Below are 18,975 nucleotides of genomic sequence, written 5' to 3' on the forward strand. Positions count from 1 at the left end.
TGTAATTTATAGAACATTATGCTTAGTAATGAACCACCACAATCAGATAATGCTTATCGTAAGTAATGTTATGTAAATGTTATCCATTCACCTAACTTACAGAATACCTTCATTTATAATTGATGCCCTTTAGCCCTTATATTCAGTAATACATTTACTCATACTTAATACTACTTATGAAAATTAGGACAGTGTTTAATATTACCAATGATGAAATTTTACTATACATATGATAAGGTTTATCGATTAAAAAAGAATTTATAGCGGAACATATCACAGAACGACATAGAAGGAGAAAACATGCAGCAGCAACTGCTAGACTGGGTACGTCAATTCAACCAAGATTATGCTAACCTCGCCTCTTTACTCATGGTGCTCGGGTTAATTCTCATAGTTGCCTGTGTATTACACCTTATCTTGCATAAGCTATTACTTCCACGGTTAGAAAAGCGTGGGCAAAAATTTGCAGGTAGTTGGCCTCACTTAATTACTCAACATAACCTTTTCAATCGCTTTGCGTTTGTTATTCAAGGGGTGGTCGTCAATATCCAAGCAACTTTATGGTTGCATCCTGGTTCAACGGCACAAGCTGTTCTTAAAGTCGGTTCACAGGCGTGGTGTTTATTATTTGGTTTATTAACGCTTTACTCTATTCTTGATATTATCCTCGGTGTATTGCAGCGGGCTGCAAGAACAGCCCACCTGCCACTTCGGGGCATATTCCAAAGTATTAAGCTAATTGCTTCTATTCTAATTGGTATCATGATCATCGCCCTATTAATTGGCAAATCTCCGCTAATTATTTTAAGTGGCCTTGGGGCAATGACTGCGGTCATGATGTTAGTCTTTAAAGACCCTATAATGGGTTTAGTCGCAGGGATACAACTTTCAGCCAATAATATGGTGAACATTGGTGATTGGTTAGAAATGCCTAAATATGGCGCTGATGGTGCAGTCATCGATATTGGTTTAACGACTGTGAAAGTACAAAACTGGGATAATACCGTTACAACAATCCCAACTTATGCTCTCATTTCCGATTCGTTCAAAAACTGGAAAGGAATGACAGATTCAGGTGGCCGCCGTATTAAGCGTAGTGTCCGATTAGATGCCAACAGCGTGCATTTTTTACAACCTGATGAAACAGAGCTGTTCATTAAAGCCAATTTACTTGAGCCTTATCTCGATAAAAAGATATCAGAAATTCAAATTTATAATTCTAATATTCCTGATGATAAAGCTATCCCATTGAACCAACGTAAGTTAACCAATATTGGGACTTTCCGTGCTTATATTGAAGCCTATTTGAAATCCCATCCGAATATTCATAAAAATATGACGATTATGGTTAGGCAACTTGAGTCAGATTCAAATGGTGTACCAATAGAAATATATGCATTTACCAATACAACGGTATGGGTCGAGTATGAACGAATTCAGTCCGATATCTTTGACCATATATTTTCTATCCTGCCACAATTTAATTTAGCGGTACATCAATCACCTACCGGAAATGATGTTAGAATGATAGGTAAATCTACAGAAAAATAGTTAACACTTAGTGATTAGTTAATATTTCTTATTTATCTACAACTAAAGTAGTAATTTAAAGAGGGAGAAATCCCTCTTTTGCCTGCTTTCCCCTCCTACCATTATATAAAATCAAATATAGCGATAGTTAATTAAAACAGAACTACCACCCTCTTCTTGACAGAAAAAAGCCTTATAAATTATATAAATACATTTTACTTATCAGGGGTAACATTGATGTAAGTCATGTAACTCAGCAGAAACTTTTTTTAACATATAAAACAAGATAGTAATGTTGTTATTTACATATAGGCAATGTCAATGCATAAAATTAAAAAAAATACTCAATTTGGAGAACTGAGCAGGAGGGAGTTTATACAAACCTCTGCAACAGTTGCGGGTGTCGCCGCAGTTGCTGGCTCAATCACCCTTCCCTTTGCTGCACAAGCAAAAGCACCAGCAATTATGCCTGACGAAGTCAGCGAAAAAATCAGCTATAGCGCATGCTTAGTTAACTGTGGTAGCCGTTGTCCATTAAAGGTTCATGTTAAAGATGGTGTTATCAGCCGTATCTCAAATGAGACCATGTATGACGACTCTACCTTAGGCGAACACCAAATTCGTCCATGCTTACGCGGTCGCTCAGTTCGTTGGAAAACCTATAACCCTGATCGTTTAAAATACCCAATGGTACGCGTTGGTAAACGTGGTGAAGGGAAATTCAAAAAAATCACATGGGATGAAGCCACTACCATCATCGCTGAGAAGTTGAAATATACCATTGATAAGTATGGTAGTGATGCCATCTATTATCAGTATGGCTCCGGCTCTACAGGGGCGAACTTGCACGGGCGTGCAGCGTGTAAACGTTTATTAAGTTTAACGGGTGGCTTCTTAGGTGACTATGGGACTTATTCATACGCTCAATTAATGGAAATTACTCCTTATGTGTATGGCGGCATTGAAGAGTCTTATTTATCTGAGATCCAAAACTCAGATTTAGTTGTCATGTTTGGTCATAACCTTGCAGAAACTCGTATGTCAGGTGGTGGTCAATTCTATGAAACGCTAAATGCCTTGGACAAAAGCAAAGCAAAAGTGATTATTATTGACCCTCGCCGCACCGATAGTGTGACAACACTTGGCGCTGAGTGGGTCCCTATTTACCCGGGGACTGATGCGGCATTAGTTGCTTCATTGGGCTATGTAATGATCCAAGAAGGGCTAACGGATGAAGAGTTCCTAAATAAATACTGTGTTGGCTGGGATGAATCTACATTACCCGCTTCTGCGCCACGCAATGCATCTTACAAAGATTATATTTTAGGTAATGGCCCTGACGGAATAGCTAAAACGCCAGAATGGGCGAGCAAACTGACTGGAATTTCAGTCGCGCGGATAAAACAACTTGCTCGCGAAATTGGTAATGCTAATCACGCATGGATTTCACAAGGTTGGGGCTTACAACGCACCGAAAATGGTGAGCAAGCCTGTCGCTCAATTATGATGTTACCGCTAATGTCTGGCAATATCGGTCGTGCAGGTACCAATACTGGTTTATGGGGTAATAGCTATGCATATCCTGTAGCGGGTTTTGGCTTACCTAACCCAGTCAAGGCACTGATCCCAACTTATATGTGGTCTGAAGCCATTGTAAGGGGTAAAGAGCTTACGGCTGAAAACGCAGGTATCAAAGGTGTCGATAAATTAAATAACGACATCAAGTTTATGTGGTGTTACTCAAGTAATGTGATTGGTAACCAACATGGTGATTTAAACAAAACCCATGAAATTCTTGCAGATGAATCAAAATGTGAATTCATTTTAGTTTGGGATAACCATGACACCCCATCAGCAAAATATGCAGACTTGCTATTACCGGATGTAACAACCGTTGAAACTAACGATTTGATAAATAACTCCTATGCAAGTGGGGCCTACCATTACTTAGTTCGCCTACAAAATGCGATTGAGCCACTATGGGAAAACCGCCCTAACTATGATGTCCTAGCTGAAATCGCTGAAAAAATGGGCGTTAAAGAACAATTTACCGAAGGGCGTACATACGCACAGTGGATTGAGTTCTGCTATAACAAAACGCGTGAAAAAATGCCGCATTTACCTGAGTTCAGTGAAACCGATGGTGCGGGTATCATCGACCGTAAATTCCTGAATAGTGCAGAAAATGTCGCATTACAGAAATTCCGTGAAGACCCAATAAACAACCCGTTGAAAACACCGTCAGGTAAAGTCGAAATCTACTCGGAACAATTAGCTGAACGTGTGAAAAACTGGGAATTACCAGAAGGTCAGCGTATTCCTGCAATTCCAGAATATTGTGTGAATAAAGAAGGCGTTGAAGCACAAGCAGCGCAACAAAAACATACGTTATTAATGACTGGCTTCCACGATAAAGGCCATGTGCATTCGTCTTATTATAACGTTGCCATGCTGCGTGAAGCGATTCCTCACCAATTTTGGCTTAACCCAATCGATGCACAACAACGTGGATTGAACAATGGTGATATTGCTGAAATTTTTAATGACCGTGGTCGTATTCAAATCAAAGTGAAAGTTACAGAGCGTGTATTACCCGGTGTTATCGCTGTTCCACAAGGTGCATGGCGAGCTCTCAATAATGAGGGGTTAGATATAGGCGGTTGTATCAACACGCTAACCTCACATGTTCCTTCGCCACTTGCAAAAGGAACGCCACAACATACCAACCTTGTTGAAGTTAAACGCGCTTAAGGAGTTAAATGATGAAACAATATGGCTTTTACTTTGACTCCACAAAATGCACTGGCTGTAAAACTTGCCAAGTCAGTTGTAAGGATGAAAAAGATTTAGATTTAGGCCCCAAATTCCGTCGTGTTTATGAGTTTGGTGGTGGTAGTTGGCAAAAACAAGATGGTATATGGCAGCAAAACGTTTTCAATTACTATCTTTCTATTTCATGTAACCATTGCTCAAACCCAACGTGTGTCGCGGGTTGCCCAACAGGCGCCATGCATAAACGGGAAGAAGATGGTTTAGTCGTTGTTGACCAATCAATTTGTGTTGGTTGCCGCTACTGTGAATTGCGATGTCCATATGGTGCACCGCAATTTGATGAAAAGAAAAAATTGATGAGCAAGTGTGACGGATGTTATGAACGAGTGGCACAAGGAATGAAACCCGTTTGTGTTGAGTCTTGCCCACAGCGTGCTTTAGATTTTGATGATATTAATGTTCTACGTGAACTACATGGCACTGAATGTGGTATTGCTCCAATGCCAGATCCTAGCCTAACAAACCCAAATATTGTCATTAAGCCACATAAAGATGCGAAGCCATTTGGCGATAAAAGTGGCGAACTAAAAAACCCTGCGGAGGTGTAAAATGCATGAATTACCACTGGTTTTTTTCACTGTCTTAGGACAATCAGCCGCTGGGCTTTTCTTGCTTGCTTATTTAAGCCGTAAAATGGGTTCGATTGACGATAACCAATTAAAAACAGCCAATATTATTGCCTTTATCATCATGATCATCGGCTTAGGTATCGGTGGGTTACACGTAGGGCAACCCCTACGTTTCTTCAATATGCTGCTTGGCGTTGGCCGCTCACCAATGAGTAATGAAGCCTTCTTAAGTGGCGTTTTTGTTGGTTGTGCTGCCGCAACACTGTTTTTCACCTTATTTTTCAAGCACACGCTATTGCGTGAGCTGGCAAATATTGCTGCGGTGATCTCAGGGCTTGCTTTTGTTTGGTCAATCCCGCAAGTCTACAATATCGCAACTATTGCTAACTGGAATACGGGCTACACCACCTTACAAATGTGGATGACCATGTTAGTCGGTGGCGGTGCGTTAGCTATTGTTATTGGTGCTCGAGGTTTAGGTATTGCATCGTTTCTGGTCGGTACATTTGCTATTTTTGCAAGCCGAGCTAGTTACCAAGCTTTCTTAACCGAAACAGGTCCGGCACTGAGTAGTGAACAAACTGGTTTTTGGGGATTTCAAGTTGTTGTACTGGCAATCGCCTTAGCGGCTTTCGTTGGTATGGCCTTAAAGCAACGCGCACCAAAAGCGACTTTAGCCACCTGTGCAGCAGCAGTATTACTAGCTGAACTTGCCGGTCGTATTGCGTTCTACAACTTGTGGCAAATCACCATGTAACCTATTGTTGTTACTATGTTATAGTTGTTTATCAAAGAACCCCATTTGGGGTTCTTTACTTTAATTTCATTGCCCTGACTAAATTCAAGCTGCCAGATATATTGTGCTTTAACTCGTTTACCCTAAATAGTTTGAATGACAGCTAGGAGGCAAATGAATATAACTGAGAAAGCATACATTAGTATGCGGCCTGAATAGACGAGCGCAGTCAACACTGCTGTAGCTCAAAATATGACGGATAAATTAACGGATATAAAATGATTGATACGACATTACTGCGCATTTTGGGTGCTTGCTTCTATTATTCACCCCAATCCGAAACTTTAAAAAACTTATTCCCCGTGTTACCTGAAATCCCGACCCTATATTCATGGCAAGACGCAGAACAAATACAAGAACTTTGCACCAAATTATCAGCAATACAAGCAGATGAAATTAGCTATGATTATTCAATCCTATTTGAAGGGCAAGGTAGTATGCCAGCTCCACCATGGGGGTCAGTATACTTAGAGCATGACAATACTGTCATGGGTGAATCAACGGCAGAATATCGTAATTTCTTACAAAGCAAAGGGTTAGTTACAGATACTGGGGTCCGTGAGCCTGAAGACCAATTTGGTTTAATGATGATGGCAATTTCAGCTTTAGCAGAACAAGGGCAAGAAGCCGCAATCACGGTATTATTTGAGCAACATTTATTACCTTGGGCGTACCGTTACTTAGCTCTCGTTCAGCAGTCCAAAACAGAAACACTGTTCTATCCATGCCTAGCCCAAATCACTGAGATATATTTAAAATCACTACAACAAGAATTAGGGTTATCCCCCGCGAAAGTTGAATTATTTCGCTAAATGATTAATGTTGCTAAATGAGCTTCTCAATAGATAGCTGAGGGCCCATTTAGCAATGCATTTATTCAAGTGCCTCTAAAATGAAGAGTTAGGTTCTTGTAAAAATGCAACTTCTTCTGGTGTTGATACCCGGCCTAAAATGTTATTGCGATGCGGGTAACGCCCGAATTTATCAACAATAGCCTTGTGGCGCATTTCATAATCCAGAGTCGCGTCATCACCTAACATGCGAAATAGTTCAACAGCCTGCAAATGAATAAAGCTAGATTCCGAATGCATATAAGGCATCAAAATAAACTTACGTTGTGATAAGGTCAGCAAATTATAATCATGCTGTTTAATCGCCTCTTGAGCTAAAGCTAATGCCATACCATCTTGAGCAAAAGACCTTGGCGTATCGCGCCATAAATTACGTGAAAATTGGTCCAACACAATGATTTCCGCTAACCGCCCCCGTATAGACGCTCGCCAATAAGCCAACTCACCTTTAGCTGCACGCTCACAGATTTGCGAAAAACGCTGTGCTATCGCCAAATCAAATTTAGCACTTTTCTCAAACCACTGTTTGGGCGTAGATTCCTCAAACCAAAAGGAAAGCACGTCTTCCATGGTATTCATAATTTATTCCTATCACTTTTCTTAATAGAGGTTATTTAAATCCTAGTTAAAAATCACTTTAATTAATAGGCTTGAGCTCTAAAAATGGCTATTTGCAGATAATTATTTTGTTTCTTTGCGTGCTATCACTAAAAAATCATGCACTGACTACTCGTGAATTTTGTAACCGTTATTTTTTACCACTGGCTATTTGTTGTTTAGTGTCAATATGGCCATTCTTCATGTCTAAATACATACATTTATTTAACTCAATGTTAGAATTCCACTTATAATGTGTGAGTAAATCAGGTGCCGCCGATACTCAATAGTCGTAATAACTCATCAGCGTTTCATATTGGTTTTATTTAAGGAAGGCAATGTAAATGGCAGGACATATGGTACTTATTGGTTGGGCATTATGGGTTAGTCCTTGCGGCACAGATTCATGTGATGCATTGCCCGTGACTGAAACCATTTTCACACAAGAGCAATGTGTCAGCCGAAAAAAATACTTAGAATCAAAACGACCAAACCTTTATTTTCTCTGCGGTGAAGTTTATCGTGATAGTGAAGAGATGGCCGTTGAAGAACAACATGCGGTTCCTGCACCACACCCACCATTAAGGTCGTTACCTAAGCGCCAGTCTCGTTAGCTTGAGCCGTTTTCCAGCCCAAGCCATACAACTATTACATGTTAGATAATTTCAGCAATTGGAGATTCCGCTTCAATAAACTCACCTTTATTTGCATGGTATTTCAGCGTTCCAGTACGATGAGCAATAATTTGCACTTCCATTTTCATCGCTTCCATTACGCCAATAACATCCCCTTCTACGACATTGTCCCCCTGAGGGATCAACCAGTTAAACAACACACCGGAGATAGGCGCATTCACCGCATCAGGGTTGCTAGCAGCTTGAAGCTCACCGTTAGGTGGTATCATATTAGTTGGAGACACACTATTTGCGGTAAGGCCGGACATTAACTGCGCCGGTAAGCCTAATTCACAACGTTTGCCATCAATTTCAATAAAGGTGCGAGTCAATTGATGGTTTGCAGATGGAATTTGGCGCTTTGCAGGGGGGATCTCCACACTAAATTCTGTTTCAATCCAACGTGTATGCACATTAAAATGGTCACAAAAGTCGGCTTGTTCCATGACCGCACGGTGGAACGGTAATACCGATGCGACCCCCTCAATCTTAAACTCTGCTAAAGCGCGACGGGCGCGTGAAATAGCTTGTTCTCGCGTATTTCCCACCACTATCAGTTTTGCCATTAACGAATCAAATGTCCCTGGGATCGTCGTACCAGCAGCAACACCACTATCAATACGAACTCCAGGCCCTGTTGGAACATCAAAAGTTGTAATTGTCCCTGGTGTTGGCAAAAAACCATTACCTGCATCTTCCGCATTAATTCGGAACTCAAAAGCATGACCGCGAGGCTTCGGAGTCTCATTAATACTTAAAGGTAAACCTTCGGCAATACGTAATTGCTCAATCACTAAATCAATCCCTGCCGTTTCCTCAGTTACCGGATGCTCAACTTGTAGCCGAGTATTCACCTCTAAGAATGATAACGTCCCGTCCTGACTCAGTAAAAACTCAACAGTGCCTGCGCCAACATAGCCAGCTTTACGACAAATATCTGTTGAGGATTTAATAATTTGTTGCTGTTGTTCCTCAGATAAAAATGGCGCGGGTGATTCCTCGACCAATTTTTGATTACGACGCTGCAATGAACAATCCCTTGTCCCCACCACCAGCACATTACCATGTGTATCTGCAATCACCTGTGCTTCAATGTGGCGCGGGTTATGCAAAAACTGTTCAATAAAACACTCACCACGCCCAAAAGCGGCAACCGCTTCGCGTACAGCAGAATGATAAAGTTCTTCAACTTCATGTAATTGCCACGCGACTTTGAGACCTCGACCACCTCCACCAAACGCAGCTTTTATTGCGATAGGCAAACCGTGTTGATGAGCAAATTTAACTACCTCCTGCGCATCAATAACCGGGTCTTTCGTCCCCACAACCAGTGGGGCTCCTACTTGCATAGCAATATGGCGAGCCTGAACCTTATCACCTAAGATATCAATACTCTCCGCACTTGGTCCTATCCATATTAAACCCGCATCATTCACCGCACGGGCAAATTCCGCACGCTCAGACAAAAAGCCATAACCTGGGTGCACCATCGTCGCACCTGACTTCTGAGCGACTTCAATTAACTTTTCAATATTTAAGTAACTTTGTGCAGGTGAGTTCCCGTTTAGCCCATATGCCTCATCTGCCATTTTAACGTGTAATGCATCAATATCGCTGTCTGCATACACCGCAACAGACTGGAAACCATAATCACGGCAAGCACGAATAATACGCACAGCGATTTCACCTCGGTTTGCAATCAATACTTTGTGTGTCTTTTTATTCTTGTTCATCAGTACCATCACTCCCATGTAATTCTTTAAATTCACCAAGTGGATTAAAGCGTATTCTTGCATTGACAGGAATTTGCCCTGCTAAATCTAAATGATATTCACATACGGCCCCAATAACTGGGTAACCCCCGGTTAATGGATGGTCATTTAAAAATAAAACTGGCTGGCCATTCGCAGGAACTTGGATAGCGCCTATACAAGTCCCCTCACTCGGCAATTCTTGTAATTTTTTACGCTCAAAAGGTTTCTCACCTGACAAACGCAAACCTATACGATTTGATGCGGCTGTTACCTGCCACAATTGATTTGTTAGCTTATCAATGGCTTGCTCTGTAAACCAATCAGTTCTAGGGCCTAAAACTACATCAAGCACAACAACATCATCTGCATCTGGGTAATCAAATGCAGGGGTTTCTGATAAAGAAACTGCTGATATCGGTGAGCTTGTCTTAATGCTTAGTGCCTGATTAACCCTAAGAGGCGCAGGACCAACCTGTGCCAAAGTGTCGAATGAACAACTGGATAAAATAGGTTTAACATTAAACCCACCCCGTACAGCTAAATAACTGCGTACACCTTTATTTGGACTCCCAAGTTTAATCACATCCCCTTTGATTAAATGTACAGGTTGATAAGGATTAACTTGATATTGTTGATTGCTAGCGGTTGTCACCTCAATCACACAGGAGGCGCCTGTAACAGCAACAACTAAATTTCTATTTATTTGAGCTTTAAAGCCACCTTGAGTAATTTCTAATACCGCTGCGTCAGATAAATTCCCCACAATACGATTAGCACTACGTAGTGCTGATTTGTCCATACCACCGGATTCTGAAATCCCTAATGCCGACTGGCCTACTCGGCCTAAATCTTGGAATAACGTCTGTAAACCCGTAGCCAACACGATTATGTCTGCTTTCGTATTTTCAGGTTGCTCTATGCTTAGGTTCTTTGTGGGTAAGCTATAACTAACCTGACTTTTCTGTGCATCAACAAAGTTGACCCGAGTCCCTGCCTGCACTAAGGCTGGTTCAGGGCGGTTGATATCCCACATTGATAACTCGGTTACACCAATTAACTGCCAGCCCCCGGGGCTTGCTTGCGGATAAACACTACTAAACTCCCCAGCCAAAGCCACTGAACCTGCGGGTATCCGCACTCGAGGTGATTGGCGCCTTGGGACATTTAACTGAGCATGCTTAGAAACCATGTAACCAAAACCCGGCGCAAAACCGCTAAAAGCAACTTGATACTCATTTTGTGTGTGTCGCCGGATCACCTCATCAACAGAAACACCGAGGAACTGGGCAACATCAGGTAAATCCTGCCCATTATAATGGACAGGAATTGTCACAAGCTTGCTAGCCTTCGCTTTAGCTTTGGTGATATCCCTCAAGGAAATCAATTTAACCAAGTTGTCTTCTTCCGCAATAAACGGGTTATAGCGGACTAAAATGGTTCGCGCTGCGGGGATTATTTCTTCAACCCCATGAATTGGTATCTCTGTTAAAGAGTCTGTCAGTGCCATTGTTTGTTCAAGGCTATCCAATTCAACCATGAAGGCACTTAAATTGACGGGTAAAAATCGCAATGGGCACCTCTATATATGATATGCAGCATCAGGAACATCAGTAATAAACATATAACCGGGTGCATGACTCAAAGCAAAAGGAACACCGGACTTCATTACTGCCGCTTGTGGCGTCACTCCGCATGCCCAAAATACCGGAATTTCCCCTTTTTCAATTCTGACGGCATCACCGAAATCAGGGCGCATAATATCCTGAATACCAAGCTGCTCAGGTGCACCAACATGAACAGGCGTTCCATGAACCGCGGGAAAGCGCCCAGTAATACTCACGGCATCCGCGATGCGGTCAGCGGGGATTGGGCGCATTGAAACAACTAATTCCCTCTGCAAACGCCCCGCGGGGCGACATAATCGATTCGTTTTAAACATGGGGACATTCGATTGATCAGTGATATGCCGTATATCAATACCCGCCTCAATCATTGGCGTTTCAAATGTAAAGCTACAACCAATAAGAAAGGTGACTAAATCTGGATGTTGTTGATAAATCTCTGTCGCATCTGTAATTTCAGCAGCTAACTGCCCATTTTCCCAAACACGGTAACGTGGAATATCTGTCCGTAAATCAGCTCCGTCTGCAAGGCTTGTTTGCCAACTCCCTGCTTCGCATACATCTAGCACTGGGCAACTCTTAGGGTTACGCTGTGCGTATAATAAAAAATCGAACGCCCAGTCACGGGGCAAGGCTATCATATTGGCTTGTGTCATTCCGCTGGCAAGCCCTGCTGTTGGTTTATCATAACCACTACGAATAGCTTCTCTGGCGGCGCGTGCCGCATCAATCGCTTGTTGCGATGCCTTCATAAGTTGCGTCATTAGCTATCCCTTCTATGCACAAAACCCTGAATTTCAATGCCTTGATTTTCTAATACATTACGTACTTCCTGTGCCATTTCTAACGCACCGGGGCTATCCCCATGTACACAAATCGACCCAGCTTCAATCGGAGTAAATTGGCCATCAATTGACATCACCCCGCCTTCGTTAACCAGTTGCAACATGCGTTGTGCAACTAATTGCGGGTCATGTAAAACTGCGCCTTCTAATCGACGTGAAACTAACGTGCCATCGCTGTTATAAGCCCTATCCGCAAAGGCTTCAGCCACCACATTCAACCCACTTTCTCTTGCCCATACAATCAATGGTGAGCCCGCTAATGCGACTAATATCAATTGATTATCAATAGCTAACATTGCATTAATCACAGCCATCGCTTGGCGCTTATCGTGAGCAATCGTGTTATACAGTGCCCCATGGGGCTTAACATAACGTACTTGAGTCCCAACGGCAGTAGCTAACCCTTGCAGAGCGCCAATCTGGTAAATAACATCCGCCATTAATTCATCAGTAGCAATATCCATATTACGACGACCAAAACCAACTAAGTCGGGATAACCAACATGAGCACCGACCACAACCCCATTATCTTGAGCCGCTTGCAGTGTTTTTAATATGCCTTCTGGTGACCCCGCATGGAACCCACAAGCAACATTAGCACTGCTAACCACGGGAAGGATCGCTGCATCATTCCCCATACTCCATTGACCAAAACTTTCCCCGAGGTCACTGTTTAAATCGATTTGTTTTTTCATCATCGCCCCTTGGGTTACTTCAGATAATTAAAGATTGTACTGACAGACATAACACCCATATACCAAGTTAAGGCACAAGTAATAACCCCAGACCATAATAACCAACGTGGATAGTGGTATCCCGACATCAAATCAGTTCTTTTCCAACCAATATAAACAAACAAGGTCAATCCAATAGGCAAGATTAACCCATTGAAACCACCTGCAAATACTAATAATGCGGCAGGCGCTGTTCCCATAAATAAATAAACAATTAATGAAATAGCAATAAATAGGATGGTCGCGACATTACGCTGCCTTTCGGTAATTGATGATTTAAATGCCGTTAAAAAACTCATTGATGTATAAGCTGCACCAATCACGCTGGTCAGTGCCGCAGCCCATAAAATTAAGCCAAAAATACGTAAACCAAAGTTACCTGCTGCTGCCTGAAATGCTTGAGATGCAGGGTTAGCCGCATGCCCTGAAATATCAATCGTTACACCACTTGCAACCACACCTAAGATCGCAAGGAATAAAATGTAGCGCATCAAACCAACAACTAAGATGCCTTTGGTTGCTGCACTCGACACAATATTTATATTTTCAATCCCTACTGCACCTTTATCTAATAAGCGGTGCGCGCCTGCATAGCAGATATATCCCCCAACGGTTCCCCCGACAATGGTGGTTATCATGGCAAAATCAACCGTATCCGGTAATACACTTTGACGTAGAGCCTCGCCAACAGGTGGGTTTGATGCAATAGCCACAAATAACGTTAGGCCAATCATCACTACACCTAACCCAATAATGAGCCTGTCAATAAATGTGCTTGCTTTACGGGATGAGAAAATATAAATCGCCAGCAATGCACTGATTAACCCTCCCCATTTTGGGTCGAGACCAACAAGTGCATTTAGCCCTAAACCTGCACCAGCAATATTACCAATATTGAAAATAAGCCCACCAAAAATAACCAATATGGCAAGTAAATAGCCACTTCCTGGGATTGTGGCATTAGCAATTTCTGATGAATGCATTTTCGTTAATGTCACGACTCGCCATATATTTTGCTGAACAACAAAATCAATCACGATAGACGCTAAAATACCGAACGCAAATGCCGCACCTAATGTGACAGTAAAGGTTGCTGTTTGTGTAATAAATCCAGGACCTATGGCAGAAGTTGCCATCAAAAAAATTGCACTTATTAATGAAGAACGGCGGCTTTTCACATACTCTGCGGTCGTTGATGCGCTTTCTTGAGCGGCCATATGCATACTCCTCTAATAGTTATTGTTTTAATTATTGATGTGATTGTTGATGTCATGATCATTGAGGCAATTATCGTGCCATTGTTCTACTTGTTATAGATATTGTTAATCTATCTTTAATAAATTGTTGAACAATTAATATGAGATGCTGAATAAACAATCAATAAAAATCGTTATTGATGATTTAAAAACCAAGACGTGATCACTTTTTTAACAAATTATTGAAGTCGGTCTACTTTCTTACAAAATAATCAGCACCAAAATGATGCAAAATTATTTAATTTCACTATATCAGTGCAAAAAATGAGTCTAGTGTGCTCATTGTGCAAGGAAACTTGCCGCTCTAACTCGAATATGTGAATATAGCGACTCATTTAATCGCTAAATTAAAACTATTCTTTTTATGAAAAAACAACCTGTTGCACAAACCTTATCCGTGACTATTGCAGAAACTATTCGCTATAAAATTACGGCGGGAGAAATCACTCCAGGTCAGCGCTTATCTGAAGCAACATTAAGTGAAGTGTTAGATATTTCACGCAACACCTTGCGGGAAGTGTTTAGGGTTCTCACTCAAGAAGGCTTACTTACCTACGCACCAAATAGGGGCGTATTTGTTTCTGTGCCTGATATGGCTGCTATTATTGACATCTATCAAGTACGCCGCTTAATCGAGTGTGATGCACTCACTCATGCATATGCTTTACACCCCGCGGTTCAAAAAATGAAAGAGGCAGTCAGCTGTGCACGTGAGCATGAAAAAATAGAAGATTGGGTTGGTGTAGGAACCGCAAATATGCAGTTTCATACCGCGATTGTCGAGTTATCAGATAGCGAACGCCTAATTAAGCTGTATCGTAATGTTTCAGCAGAATTACGCTTAGCATTTGGTCACCTTAATGACCCCAAAATTCTCTATGCCCCTTATATTGATAAAAACCAATCTATTCTTGAATTATTAGACTCTGGTCGTAATGTAGAAGCAGCCAGTGCCCTACGTAGCTACCTTGATTTATCAGAGCGCACATTACTTGCAGCATATAAGCGCAGCCAATCCTCAACAAATTAATGCAGAATATTTTTTACGGGATAATACAACATAGATTCGATTAATTTTTCGGCAGTTAGATAATCGCCAAAAACTAATTGTTAATTAATAATATCCTCAAATTTATTTTTTATATTATATTTTCTATTCCCTGCAACAAATCAAACACTTTAAGTCATTACCTTCCCATAATTAAGTCTTATGATAAATTAATTAACATTAATAACATAATTAATTAAAAAAATAATAACCAATAGTTACTTAAACACAACACACGTCTCTAACATCTCCCCTTCCTTAAAAGATACATTTAGTCATATATTTTTACATAATTACTTGTTTATACATAACATAATAACAAAATATACATAATGAAATAAATCACCCAATGTAATCACTCTATTTTTTCGAGTTAATAGTTGTAGTTTTATCGAATATTGGTTATAAAATTTATGATAATAAAAAAGCATATACATAAATATTATTTATATAATGAGATTCCACTATGACATTAAACCAAGTAACTAAAAAGAAACCATTTAAATTTGGCCTAGGGTGGCAAATATTGGTAGCTCTCATTTTAGGCGTTATTGCTGGGGCGCTTTTACATGATAATACTGAATACAAAGATTGGCTTATTCTGAATATTCTGTCTCCAGCTGGTAAGATTTTTATTCAATTAATTAAAATGATCGTTGTTCCTATTGTTATTTCTACTCTAATAGTAGGGATAGCCGGGGTTGGAAATACAAAGCAGCTAGGGTCCCTTGGGTTTAAAACTATCGTTTACTTTGAGGTTATTACTACCATTGCTATTATTGTCGGGATCTCTTTCGCCAATATATTCCAACCCGGTGTTGGTATTGATATGTCACAATTAACACAAGTCGATATATCCCAGTATGAAAAAACAACCCAAGAAGTTGCAAGCCACCCTTCAGGGATTATTAATACTATCCTGACTTTAGTTCCTAGTAATATTTTTTCAGCAATGGCAAGTGGTGATATGCTTCCAGTCATTTTCTTTGCTGTTTTATTTGGCTTAGGGCTTTCTTCTTTGCCTTTAGAGAAAAAACAACCATTACTTGATGTGCTACAGACTTTTTCTGAAACCATGTTTCGTGTAACTAACATGATCATGATGTATGCCCCTATCGGTGTATTTGCCTTAATTTCAGTTACTGTCGCTAATTTCGGCTTTTCATCATTAGTCCCACTATTAAAATTAGTCATACTTGTCCACTGCGCAATTATATTTTTTGCGGTAGTTGTATTGGGCTTAGTCGCTCGTTACTGTCGAATAAATATTTTCACCTTAATGAAAATATTAAAAGACGAATTATTGCTTGCTTATTCAACAGCAAGCTCTGAAACAGTACTCCCTCGTATTATGGATAAAATGGAAAAATACGGGGCACCAAAATCGATTACCAGTTTTGTCATTCCAATTGGTTATTCATTCAATTTAGATGGTTCAACATTATATCAAAGTATTGCTGCGATATTTATTGCCCAACTCTATGGTATTGAGCTTTCTATCGGGCAAGAATTAATACTTGTATTCACATTAATGATCACTTCTAAAGGGATTGCAGGGGTTCCTGGCGTATCATTTGTTGTTCTTCTCGCCACCTTAGGCAGTGTGGGTATCCCATTAGAAGGTCTTGCATTCATCGCTGGTGTCGACCGTATTCTTGATATGGCCCGGACAGCCCTTAATGTGGTAGGTAATGCCCTTGCTGCACTAGTAGTTGCAAAATGGGAACACAAATATGATAAGAAAAAAGCACTTGAATATGAACAATCCTTTTAGCCATTTCAATATATAAAAAGAATAATGCTCTTTATATTAATTTATAGAGAGCATTTTTATTATTTTCATATCACCATTAATCAACTAATATAAATCCCTTATAAAACTCACTTAATTTAGTTATTTATACTTACCTCTTACTTAATAAAATTTAATTTACATCACACTTTTTCAAAAAAATTATTTTATATTCGTTTTTTGTTCATTTCTTTACTACGCTAAATAAGTCATTTTTAATTAGTACAAGCAGGAAAGAATGAACCAATTAAGAAGATTCCTTTTATTTTTAAAATTACTCCAGCATCTTATGGTACTTTTTATATTTTCATTATCATTTTTATTACTACACAACTGGTTCTAATAAGAAAGCCTCGTATAATACGAGGCTTTCTTACAATAAAATTGTTAGTCATATATTTGGTGGGTTTGCTTTAATAGCATCAAAAAATACTCACCACTTACTAATCATAATATTTAAACAGGTTATCTCACTGTTTGATTTAAATTTACTGAATAGCAAATTTATAAATACAGTGAAGCCTCCCCTTCAGGTCTAGTTTTAAAACGCCTATGAGCCCAAAGATACTGCTCAGGAGCCTTTCTTATTTCAGCTTCTAACACTGAGTTAATCGTTGTAGCATCCAGCAAAGCATCTGTCGTCGGATATCCAAGTATTTCCTTTCCCAGTATTAAGTCATATTTAACGCCGCTTTTATTTCTTAATAACGTAACAGTAAGAGTTGGCGAATGTGACAGTTGAGCAAGGGTTGATGTCCCTTTTGATGTGGAACTATGTTTAACCGAGAAAAATGGGGCAAAGATAGTTCCTTTTCTACCAAAATCTTGGTCTGGAGCAAACCATATTGCTTTACCGCTTTTTAATTCTTGAACCATGAATCTGAGATTTTTCCGGTCAATCATTCCTTTGCCGGAGCGACAGCGGCCTCTAGTCTGGATGTATTCCATTGCTTTATTGTTATGTGGCCTATACATCGCATTAACAGGAAAACAGAGCCCCATGATCCTACCACCTAGCTCTAGCGACATAAAATGCACACCAACAATAATCACACCTTTATTTTTGGCCACTGCATCCAAATAATTTGACATTCCCTTAACTTGGAACAGTTTTTTAACTTTTGTATCACTCCAGAACCATGCTATTCCAGTTTCGAATAGAGCAATACCTAATGATTTTAAATTTTCGGTGACTAGATCATCAATTTCTTTTTTACTTTTATTTGGAAAACATAATTCTAAATTTCGCTTTATAATTGAGACTCTTCGCTTAATAAAATACCTTGAGTTTTTCCCCAAGAAGGCCCCTAACCAAACTTGCCATGTATAAGGTAACTGTACCAATAAATATAAAAGAGATACCCCTAACCATGTTACTGCATATTTTGGATGGAACAACTTCAGTGAAAACGGGTTTGTGGCGTACATTATATCTCCCAATACTTCGCCTTTGCAGAATGCACGCTATTTTAGACTGCATTTCGTCTGTTAAATTCAACATGAATGCCATAACGAATGAATGCCACAACAATATAAGCTGACTTAAACAGTGAGTATTATATCAATAATCCGTATAAACACTACCCTCAGCTATGAATAAGCAACCAAATATTTTCTCACGTTATACTTTTACCAGATAAACACTAATAGTTTTTACCTACTCATATTAAAGCATGGCAGTGATTAGAGGAAATATGAGGCACCAACGGCTAACGTTGGAAAAATGAGAGTGGGAAGCGATACCTATTTAGTACTAAATCATCTAACTGAGTATGCAATGAAGGTCGACAAGCTAATGTTCTGTGATGGCTCAAATATGTCCCATCGACTATTTGAAGCAGTAGAATGACCTGAATGACAAGCAAGAAAAAACCCGTTATCTCTATGAGATAACGGGTTCTTATTTGGTGCCGGCTACCGGAGTCGAACTGGTGACCTACTGATTACAAGTCAGTTGCTCTACCAACTGAGCTAAGCCGGCGAATATGGCGGAGAGATAGAGATTCGAACTCTAGGATGGTTTCCCATCGGCGGTTTTCAAGACCGCTGCCTTCGACCGCTCGGCCATCTCTCCA

The 18,975-nt window shown here is 40.2% G+C and carries 15 protein-coding genes and 2 tRNA genes; 8 read left to right on the top strand and 9 right to left on the bottom strand.

All coding sequences use genetic code 11. The annotated features are described in order from the left end of the window. Window positions 1-300: 300 nt before the first annotated feature. From P3L56_RS12515 to P3L56_RS12535, 5 genes are all read left to right on the top strand, one after another. Window positions 301-1,551 (top strand): mechanosensitive ion channel family protein, encoded by a 1,251-nt coding sequence (locus P3L56_RS12515; protein ID WP_042844392.1) that lies wholly within the window; start codon window positions 301-303, stop codon window positions 1,549-1,551. A gap of 300 nt (window positions 1,552-1,851) precedes the next feature. Then, window positions 1,852-4,281: a DMSO/selenate family reductase complex A subunit gene (locus P3L56_RS12520; RefSeq protein WP_042844393.1), complete on the top strand. Its 2,430-nt coding sequence runs from the start codon at window positions 1,852-1,854 to the stop codon at window positions 4,279-4,281. An 11-nt stretch (window positions 4,282-4,292) separates the two neighbouring features. Continuing rightward, window positions 4,293-4,910 (top strand): DMSO/selenate family reductase complex B subunit, encoded by a 618-nt coding sequence (locus P3L56_RS12525; RefSeq protein ID WP_042844394.1) that lies wholly within the window; start codon window positions 4,293-4,295, stop codon window positions 4,908-4,910. A gap of 1 nt (window position 4,911) precedes the next feature. Further along, on the top strand, window positions 4,912-5,688 hold the full coding sequence (locus P3L56_RS12530) for a dimethyl sulfoxide reductase anchor subunit family protein (protein ID WP_042844395.1): 777 nt from the start codon (window positions 4,912-4,914) through the stop codon (window positions 5,686-5,688). A gap of 257 nt (window positions 5,689-5,945) precedes the next feature. Beyond that, a complete protein-coding gene (locus P3L56_RS12535) occupies window positions 5,946-6,539 on the top strand; it encodes a molecular chaperone (protein WP_042844396.1) in 594 nt (197 codons plus the stop codon). A 75-nt stretch (window positions 6,540-6,614) separates the two neighbouring features. Here the strand turns inward: P3L56_RS12535 and P3L56_RS12540 are convergent, their stop codons facing one another. Next, a complete protein-coding gene (locus tag P3L56_RS12540) occupies window positions 6,615-7,157 on the bottom strand; it encodes a DUF924 family protein (protein WP_042844397.1) in 543 nt (180 codons plus the stop codon). A gap of 362 nt (window positions 7,158-7,519) precedes the next feature. On the opposite strand from P3L56_RS12540, the gene P3L56_RS12545 reads away from it, so the two are divergent. Next, window positions 7,520-7,789: a hypothetical protein gene (locus tag P3L56_RS12545; RefSeq protein WP_048607480.1), complete on the top strand. Its 270-nt coding sequence runs from the start codon at window positions 7,520-7,522 to the stop codon at window positions 7,787-7,789. 41 nt (window positions 7,790-7,830) lie between these two features. Here P3L56_RS12545 and P3L56_RS12550 read toward each other — a convergent pair whose 3' ends face one another. The 5 genes from P3L56_RS12550 to P3L56_RS12570 are packed head-to-tail and all read right to left on the bottom strand — an operon-like array spanning window position 7,831 to window position 14,021. After that, on the bottom strand, window positions 7,831-9,591 hold the full coding sequence (locus P3L56_RS12550) for an acetyl/propionyl/methylcrotonyl-CoA carboxylase subunit alpha (protein ID WP_395347330.1): 1,761 nt from the start codon (window positions 9,589-9,591) through the stop codon (window positions 7,831-7,833). Then, entirely contained in the window at window positions 9,569-11,173 is a 1,605-nt protein-coding gene (locus tag P3L56_RS12555) for a 5-oxoprolinase/urea amidolyase family protein (protein WP_048607482.1), read from the bottom strand. Before P3L56_RS12555 ends, P3L56_RS12550 begins: the two co-directional genes overlap by 23 nt. A 9-nt stretch (window positions 11,174-11,182) precedes the next feature. Beyond that, window positions 11,183-11,989: a putative hydro-lyase gene (locus P3L56_RS12560; protein WP_272686053.1), complete on the bottom strand. Its 807-nt coding sequence runs from the start codon at window positions 11,987-11,989 to the stop codon at window positions 11,183-11,185. Beyond that, the gene (locus P3L56_RS12565; protein ID WP_129466091.1) at window positions 11,989-12,765 is read right to left on the bottom strand and encodes a LamB/YcsF family protein; all 777 of its coding nucleotides are present in this window, start codon (window positions 12,763-12,765) and stop codon (window positions 11,989-11,991) included. Before P3L56_RS12565 ends, P3L56_RS12560 begins: the two co-directional genes overlap by 1 nt. A gap of 14 nt (window positions 12,766-12,779) precedes the next feature. Continuing rightward, a complete protein-coding gene (locus P3L56_RS12570) occupies window positions 12,780-14,021 on the bottom strand; it encodes an NRAMP family divalent metal transporter (protein WP_042844404.1) in 1,242 nt (413 codons plus the stop codon). A gap of 403 nt (window positions 14,022-14,424) precedes the next feature. Here P3L56_RS12570 and P3L56_RS12575 point away from each other — a divergent pair, with 403 nt between their 5' ends. Further along, window positions 14,425-15,090 (top strand): GntR family transcriptional regulator, encoded by a 666-nt coding sequence (locus tag P3L56_RS12575; protein WP_042844405.1) that lies wholly within the window; start codon window positions 14,425-14,427, stop codon window positions 15,088-15,090. A gap of 484 nt (window positions 15,091-15,574) precedes the next feature. Beyond that, a complete protein-coding gene (gene gltP, locus P3L56_RS12580; protein ID WP_048607486.1) occupies window positions 15,575-16,882 on the top strand; it encodes a glutamate/aspartate:proton symporter GltP in 1,308 nt (435 codons plus the stop codon). 522 nt (window positions 16,883-17,404) lie between these two features. Here gltP and lpxL read toward each other — a convergent pair. The 3 genes from lpxL to P3L56_RS12595 all read right to left on the bottom strand — a co-directional run bounded on the left by lpxL (window position 17,405) and on the right by P3L56_RS12595 (window position 18,974). Continuing rightward, the gene (lpxL, locus tag P3L56_RS12585; protein WP_048607488.1) at window positions 17,405-18,328 is read right to left on the bottom strand and encodes an LpxL/LpxP family Kdo(2)-lipid IV(A) lauroyl/palmitoleoyl acyltransferase; all 924 of its coding nucleotides are present in this window, start codon (window positions 18,326-18,328) and stop codon (window positions 17,405-17,407) included. 477 nt (window positions 18,329-18,805) lie between these two features. After that, a tRNA-Thr gene (locus P3L56_RS12590) sits at window positions 18,806-18,881 on the bottom strand. Between the two features lie 5 nt (window positions 18,882-18,886). After that, window positions 18,887-18,974, bottom strand: a tRNA-Ser gene (locus tag P3L56_RS12595). Between the last annotated feature and the right edge of the window lies 1 nt (window position 18,975).

It is taken from the genome of Providencia sp. PROV024 (assembly GCF_032709665.1).
Taxonomy (GTDB): Bacteria; Pseudomonadota; Gammaproteobacteria; order Enterobacterales; family Enterobacteriaceae; genus Providencia; species Providencia huashanensis.